The sequence below is a fragment of the Christensenella sp. genome (assembly GCF_034927525.1).
Lineage (GTDB): Bacteria > Bacillota > Clostridia > Christensenellales > Christensenellaceae > Christensenella.
Genome location: NZ_JAYFPU010000059.1, coordinates 1 through 6569 on the forward strand (window position 1 = coordinate 1; position 6569 = coordinate 6569).

10 protein-coding genes are annotated in these 6569 nt (G+C 49.5%); 4 read left to right on the forward strand and 6 right to left on the reverse strand.

The genetic code is table 11. From position 1 onward, the window contains the following. The coding region (locus VB081_RS02110; protein ID WP_323399201.1) for a hypothetical protein at nt 1-798 on the reverse strand (798 nt) is incomplete at its 3' end. 222 nt (nt 799-1020) lie between these two features. Here VB081_RS02110 and VB081_RS02115 point away from each other — a divergent pair. Both VB081_RS02115 and VB081_RS02120 read left to right on the forward strand, forming a co-directional pair. Further along, the gene (locus tag VB081_RS02115) at nt 1021-1392 is read left to right on the forward strand and encodes a DUF4180 domain-containing protein (RefSeq protein ID WP_323399202.1); all 372 of its coding nucleotides are present in this window, start codon (nt 1021-1023) and stop codon (nt 1390-1392) included. A gap of 14 nt (nt 1393-1406) precedes the next feature. Then, complete coding sequence (locus VB081_RS02120; RefSeq protein WP_323399203.1) at nt 1407-1685, forward strand: hypothetical protein; 279 nt, start codon at nt 1407-1409, stop codon at nt 1683-1685. A gap of 39 nt (nt 1686-1724) precedes the next feature. Here VB081_RS02120 and VB081_RS02125 read toward each other — a convergent pair whose 3' ends face one another. After that, nucleotides 1725-1853, reverse strand: coding sequence for a hypothetical protein (locus VB081_RS02125; protein WP_323399204.1), 129 nt, complete (start codon nt 1851-1853; stop codon nt 1725-1727). Between the two features lie 145 nt (nt 1854-1998). Between VB081_RS02125 and VB081_RS02130 the strand changes: the two genes are divergently transcribed. After that, nucleotides 1999-2301, forward strand: a complete 303-nt coding sequence (locus VB081_RS02130; RefSeq protein ID WP_323399205.1) for a rhodanese-like domain-containing protein — start codon at nt 1999-2001, stop codon at nt 2299-2301. Here VB081_RS02130 and VB081_RS02135 read toward each other — a convergent pair. Continuing rightward, nucleotides 2298-3332: a hypothetical protein gene (locus tag VB081_RS02135; protein ID WP_323399206.1), complete on the reverse strand. Its 1035-nt coding sequence runs from the start codon at nt 3330-3332 to the stop codon at nt 2298-2300. The genes VB081_RS02130 and VB081_RS02135 overlap by 4 nt on opposite strands. A 15-nt stretch (nt 3333-3347) precedes the next feature. After that, the gene (locus VB081_RS02140; protein WP_323399207.1) at nt 3348-4280 is read right to left on the reverse strand and encodes a glycosyltransferase family 2 protein; all 933 of its coding nucleotides are present in this window, start codon (nt 4278-4280) and stop codon (nt 3348-3350) included. 124 nt (nt 4281-4404) lie between these two features. Between VB081_RS02140 and VB081_RS02145 the strand changes: the two genes are divergently transcribed. Next, a complete protein-coding gene (locus VB081_RS02145) occupies nt 4405-5049 on the forward strand; it encodes a pentapeptide repeat-containing protein (protein WP_323399208.1) in 645 nt (214 codons plus the stop codon). Nucleotides 5050-5056: 7 nt separating this feature from the next. Here VB081_RS02145 and VB081_RS02150 read toward each other — a convergent pair whose 3' ends face one another. Both VB081_RS02150 and VB081_RS02155 read right to left on the reverse strand, forming a co-directional pair. Beyond that, on the reverse strand, nt 5057-6235 hold the full coding sequence (locus VB081_RS02150) for a MalY/PatB family protein (protein ID WP_323399209.1): 1179 nt from the start codon (nt 6233-6235) through the stop codon (nt 5057-5059). Next, a partial coding sequence (locus tag VB081_RS02155; protein ID WP_323399210.1) for an alpha/beta hydrolase occupies nt 6236-6569 on the reverse strand: 334 nt, incomplete at its 5' end.

Consider the following 6569-nt stretch of genomic DNA (forward strand, 5'->3'; position numbering starts at 1 on the left):
TACATGGTGGTAGGTACAAATGAACAGCGTGATCAGTACCCAGGTCATCGTGCCTACAAGCGCGATAAAGCACTTGATATAAAGCCCCGGCCCGTCGCGGTTGAGCTGCAGTGACGTTACATGCTCAGACTGGATGAAATCGCCTCCTTCGGGAATCTCCGGGTCTCCGTGTGCGTTGTCATAACGCACCGCATAACTGCCTGTCGCGTATTTATCCACGTCAAAGCCGGCTATACTGAGATTGGAATTGAGCCCGCTCTCGTCATCCGGCACCAGCAGCACATCGTCTACCAGATAAGAGGACGCCAGATATATCCGCAGCTGGTGGGATTCGAGCGGGAAACGGATCGTCCAGTAGTTTTTGGTGATCGTTACATCGCAGCGAACAAGCTGGTAATTTTCGCCGTTCTCATGGTAGTCTTTGACGACTTCCTTCTTGTTCATGTATCCCTTATACACCGTAAAGTTGTTGGCCATATCGAGCTCTTCATCGCCGCTCCACTTAAACCACACCAAAAATTCAACACGGAAATTACAATTCTTCAGGCTGATTTCTTTTAGGTTCTCGATATATGTCCCTGTGGAGACCTCGATTGCGTCTGTGCTGAATTTCTCGATGTCAGCTTCGATATCTGCGGGCGTCGTCATAGAAGACGTCCAATAGTCGTCCTCCGCCATCTTGTCATTGTACATCGAGCTGCAAACAACGCCTAAATACGTCGCACCGATGGCGACGATCACCAAAAAGCTAAATATCAGCTTTTTGATCTGCCACTTTTCCATATCTTTGAGCTTCATTTTGACCCCCATCTTTTGACACAAAAATAACCGTTCTATATCCAGCGGTTACTTTTCTTTCACGAACAAATATTATATATCATCTTTGTATAGTATACATTGGTTCTACATCTTAACATTTTATGCATCAAACGACCAAAAGTCAACAATATTTCGGTTATCGGGATTTGTTTTTGCTTTCATTTGCAAAGGAAGCTGTTTTTGTTTATAATGACTACTATTATGAACAACAAAATAGCACAACAAAACGGCGTCAATGTCGCCGTCTTAACAGATACGGATATACTGGTGAACGATATGCAGTCTGCACTTGATTTGATCGCCACGGTAAACTATGAGACCGGCTGCGATCGTGTCGTGCTTGACAAGGCTGCTTTGCATGAGGATTTTTTTCGCCTGAGCAGCGGATTGGCAGGAGAAATTTTGCAAAAGTTTGTTACCTATCACCTTAAGTTTGCCGTATATGGGGATTTCTCCGGTTACACCAGCAAACCTTTGAAAGACTTTATGTATGAGAGCAACCAGGGGAACGCTGTTTTCTTTGCGGAAAACGAGGAGGACGCTATCGACCGTCTGAGCGCGGCCGGAGTATAGGCGAAAGGATTTTTATGGCTGTTGTATCGATCATTGTCAGTATATTCGGTCTCATTGCGAGCTTTGTGCTGGGATTTCCTTTGAGCCTCATTATCGGGCCGTATGTGGGGATCGGCATTGGCGGCGCAGGACTTGTGCTCGCGCTTCTTTCGCGCAGGAAACAAAAATCAAACGTGGTCAATGCCGCGCTTATCATCAGTATCATCGTTCTCGCGATCTGCGTCATCCGCATCATCTCCTTCGTCTCTTTTACAGGGAATTTTGTCGGATGGATCGCAGGTTTATTCCAATAAAAAATCCCCGCTCCTCGCGGGGAAGTTTTATCGCTTTCATCAGCGGTCGTATCCGTATTTGAAAACTTTGTTGTCTTTTACCATCACAGCTTTTTGGATATTCTTGCTGGCTATCAGCCGATTAAACTCCTTATCTGTGATGATCTTCGAGATTTTCTTCTCTTTCATGTTCATCACACTCCTTCAGTTTTTTGATCTATATTCTTTTGATCTACATTATAATAAACCATTTTTTTCCATTTTAAACAGATTCCCGTTGCAGCATTCTGCCTGGCGTTTATAATAAAGTATATAGGATTGGGAGGATATCGTTATGATCACAGCACAGGAACTGAAACAGAAATTGGATGATAATACAAATTTTTTGCTGGTGGACGTTCGCACACCCGGCGAATATGACGAGGGACACATCCCCGGCGCGATCCTGCTGCCTGTCGATATCATAGACGACGGATGCACTGCCCTTTTGCCTGACCTGGCGGCAGAGATCGTCCTTTATTGCCGCAGCGGCATGCGCAGCAAAAAGGCCTTGAAAAAGCTTTCCGCTATTGGATATACCAATCTGACCGATTTAAAAGGCGGGATCATGGACTGGCCGTATGAGGTGGGCGTCTAGGGCCGCGCGGCTTCGCGCACCTTGCCGCCGATATATTCTATTTCCTTTGGCGAATATCTTTGGTCGCAGGGAACGGCCAGCATATGTGCCGCGATGTTCTCGCTGAACGCGCACACACCGGATGCGCTTTGCTGTATCGGCCAGATGACCGGACAGTAAATATTGTTTTGCGCAAGATGTTCTTGCGCCTCTTTTTGATTTTTGACCATGACTGGGAAAAACAAAGGGCCTTCTTTGACATGCGGGAGCAGTGCGTATTCCGGCAGCATCTGAAACAGCAGCTCAGCATTCTTTTTGCGCTTTATTTCCACGCTGGAAAAATCCGTTGTTTTTAAGACCCGCGCGGATTCTTTGCTCATTTCCATTACACTGTTATCGCTATCAAGCTGCTGTTCTGCCTGCGCGAACAAGCGCAGGAACGTTTCCTTTGTCTCCGGCGCGCCATTTTGCAAATATGCGCTTTTTTTGTCCATTGCCTGCTGCTTTGCGTCCCGGTAGGCGCTATCGTACACGTCATAGTTTGGCCTGATTTGTTTCTTTGACAGCAGCAGCCCGCCATCTGCAAGCGAGACCCACTTCCGTACGCTGAACAGCATATGATCTGCGCAACATTGCGCTTCCATCGCCTGCCTTAGGCTGTGCGTCCTGTCGTCGATGGTGACAAGATTGCGCAGTTGCCTGTGTATGTGTCCATGCTCCGGCGCGATACCGAAATAGTTCATATGGAGGAGAACATCCCCATCCGCGAGATGCTCGTCTAAAAAATGATCGTCCGCGGAAAAATCTTTACGCATCGGGTAGTACACGACCTGAAATCCGTTTTTTTGGAACGGCTCCGTCATGGAAGGGCAACTGAGCACAGGCATAAACGCCCTCTTGTGCGCAGGATAAAGCGACTTTGCCAGCAAACGCAGCGCGTCCCTGCCCGAACGAAACAAACAGGCCTTGTCCCAAAAATGGTTTTCGCCTGCTTCCCTCACATAATCCGTATTCGCCTGTGTATCGATATCGCTTCCGAATTCTATATGCAAAATAAAGTCCCCGTATTACCTGTCTTTTGTTTCGTCCGTCTCGTCAATGATAAAAACCGGACGCTTGCGCGCCGCATCGAACGTACGCCATAAATATTCTCCCAGTATGCCCATAGCGGTCATCACGATCCCCAGCACAAGCACGAGCAGGAACGCAAGCACGATATATGGCTCCACGATGCTGCCTGTGAGCGCGAGGATGAGCAGCACGACGCCCCAGACGAGTGCGGCGGCAAAGCTTATGCCGCCCACGGCAAGGATGCAGCGGATGGGAAAATAGGAAAAGCCGAGCAAGGAGTCCATCGTCATCTTGATCTTTTTGGAAAGCGTCCAGCCCGACGTTCCCACCTCGCGTTTTTGGCGCACATAGTATACGTTGGCGGACGAAAAACCGCTCCACAGGATCAGTTCCGTGATGGGGGCGTTGTTTTCATTCATATTTACGATCAGGTCGATGATCTGGCGATCGATCAGGAAGGAATCCAATCCGCCTTCCGGCATATTTTTGAGCGCAAACCTGCGCACCGTATTCGTATAGAGATTAGAAAGCGCCTTTTGTCCTGCCGGGTCTTCCCTGCCTTCGCGCACGGCAAGCACGACCTTATTGCCCTGTTCATGCTTTTCGAGCATTTCCAGGATCATCTCCGACGGCTCTTGCAGATCCGCTGCTTTGCGGACTGCGCAATCACCCGTGCATACGTTAAGCCCGGCAAGCAGCGCGGCGTGTTCCCCAAAATTTCTGGCAAGCTTTACCGTTTTGATTTTATCGTCCTGCTGCTTTAGCTCCTGCATGACACGGTAGGAACCGTCCTTTGACCCGTCGTCCACAAGGATGATCTCATAATCGCACGGCAGTTTTTCGAGCGCTTTTTCTTTCAGGTCACGATAAAGCGGCTCTAAATTCTGCTCGTTATAGTAGACGGGTATGATGATCGATAGTTTTTTCATAGTGAACCCCTTTTCCTGTTTCATTGTATCACAGCAAATTTTCATTGAAAAGATACCGCACTGTTAACATTAAATGAACATTGTCCGTGTTATAATAATAAAAAACACAAACGAGGGCGGGCGCATGAAAATTTTGAAGCCGGAACAGCCGGAGCCATTACAGGTCTTTGACCTTACAGAGGAATTTATCGACGAATCGCGCGAGCAGGAGCGCGACATCGAAAACAAGCATATCAAGGACGCGTCCTTTATCGAAGCTGATCTTTCGCGGCTTTCGTTCCGCAGCACGGCGTTTGAAAACTGTAAATTTATCGATTGCGATTTTAGCAGGACTGAATTTATCGACGCGCGTTTTTCGCTTTGTGATTTTTCCAACAGCAACTTGGAAAGCGTATATTTCAACCGCTGTGAAATGCATTCCTCTAAGGGTATGGGGCTTACCTGCTTCCGCACGCTTTACAAGCACTTTATGGCTGTGGGATGCAATTTTGGCTATACTAATTTTACGCTGGCGAAATTCCAGAACGTGTCATTTGGCGAATGCGAATTTTCGGAGGCGGAGTTTTCCGAATGTACATGGAAGCCGATTGCCTTTGAAGCCTGCGTTTTTGTGCGCACGCACTTTTTTAGAACCCCTTTGAAGGGCATCGACATGACGACGTCAGACTTAACAGGCATTGCCGTGACGCCCGACGACCTTTTTGGCATGGTGGTGACCATCTCGCAGGCCGCCGAGCTTGCGAAGCTCATGGGGCTTGTGGTTGTGTGAAGCGGATTTACTTGTTCAACACCATTTCCAGCCTGCCAAGCGCTTCTTGCAGCACGCTTCTCGGGCATGCGAGGTTTAGGCGCTCGAAGCCTTCGCCCGCTTTGCCGAAGATATATCCTTCATCGAAGAACAACTGCGCGTCTTGCGTCATCAGCCGTTCCAGCTCCGTGTGCGGGACGCCGTATTGCCGCAGGTCGAGCCACTGCAAATACGTACCCTCCAGCCGCGTCACCCTGATTTCCGGGAAATGCTTGTGCAAAAAATCTTCGACCGTGCGGCGATTTTCGTCGATCACGCCGATCAGTTCTTCCAGCCATGCTTCGCACTGCGTGTATGCGATGCGGCACGCCTCGTAACCGAGGGCGTTTAATTCGAACATCCCGGCCGCCAGCTTTGTTTTTTCAAATTTTTCGCGCAGTTCTTTGTTTTTGATCAAGATATTGGATGCCTGCATCCCCGCCAGATTGAACGTCTTGCTGGGCGCGGTGCAGATGACTGAGAAATCGGCAAACGATTCCTTGACCTGCGAAAATACGGTATGGAGATAGCCGGGCATGATCAGATCGTTATGAATCTCGTCCACTACGACGAGCACGCCATGTTTTTGGCACAGTTCGCCGATGCGCTGCAGCTCTTCCTTTGTCCACACGCGCCCGACGGGGTTATGCGGGCTACACAAAATGAGCATTTTGTTTTTGGGATCGCTGAGCTTCTTTTCCAGATCAATAAAATCGATTTCGTAGCCCTGCTCCGTTTCCATGAGCGCGTTCTCCTGTAATATGCGCCCGGTATGCCGCACCACAAGGTAAAACGGGTAATAGACGGGCGTCATGATAATTACGCCGTCGCCCGGCTGCGTGAGCGCACTGACCGCGATGCCGAGGGCAGCAACGACACCCGGCGCGGGAACGATCCATTCCCGCTCTACATCCCAGCCGTGCCTCTTTTTCATCCAACCCATGACCGCGTCAAAATACGCGTCCGTCGCCTGCGTATAGCCAAGCGCTTCTTTTTTGATATAGTCCTGCAGCCCGGCCACGATCTCCGGCGCGGTGACAAACTCCATGTCCGCCACCGACAGAGGCACGATCCCTTTTTGTACGTTTGGGTTTTTCTTTTTCATTTCCGCCCATTTCACGGAATGTCCTGTGTCCCGCAAAACGCACGTCGTAAAATCATACTTCATTTATATTGTCCAACCTTTCATCCATGCGACTATCTGCTCCGCCGCCTCTTTTTGCTGCTGCGCGGGGGAAATCGTCGCCTGCCCGTCGCCGCTTTGGTGTCCATAGCTTCCAAAGCCCGAATGGTTACCGCCCTCTATCTCATAAAAAACGGTATCCGACGGAAATTTGGAAGCTGCCGCTTTGTATTTATCCCAGTCGAGCACCTCGTCGTTTCGTGCAGTGATGCTCAGCGCCTGCTTGCCGCTGCCGGCAAGATCGGAATTGGGGTAGGAAGCCAAAAATACGATGCCGTCGACGCGGTCGTCGCCGTTTGCGTACTCCGCCGCCATCACG

Bases quoted from the DNA above. Each gene is read 5' to 3' on its own strand.
- VB081_RS02115 (WP_323399202.1), top strand. From the start codon at position 1,021: ATGAACAACAAAATAGCACAACAAAACGGCGTCAATGTCGCCGTCTTA.
- VB081_RS02120 (WP_323399203.1), top strand. From the start codon at position 1,407: ATGGCTGTTGTATCGATCATTGTCAGTATATTCGGTCTCATTGCGAGC.
- VB081_RS02125 (WP_323399204.1), bottom strand. From the start codon at position 1,853: ATGAAAGAGAAGAAAATCTCGAAGATCATCACAGATAAGGAGTTTAAT.
- VB081_RS02130 (WP_323399205.1), top strand. From the start codon at position 1,999: ATGATCACAGCACAGGAACTGAAACAGAAATTGGATGATAATACAAAT.
- VB081_RS02140 (WP_323399207.1), bottom strand. From the start codon at position 4,280: ATGAAAAAACTATCGATCATCATACCCGTCTACTATAACGAGCAGAAT.
- VB081_RS02145 (WP_323399208.1), top strand. From the start codon at position 4,405: ATGAAAATTTTGAAGCCGGAACAGCCGGAGCCATTACAGGTCTTTGAC.
- VB081_RS02150 (WP_323399209.1), bottom strand. From the start codon at position 6,235: ATGAAGTATGATTTTACGACGTGCGTTTTGCGGGACACAGGACATTCC.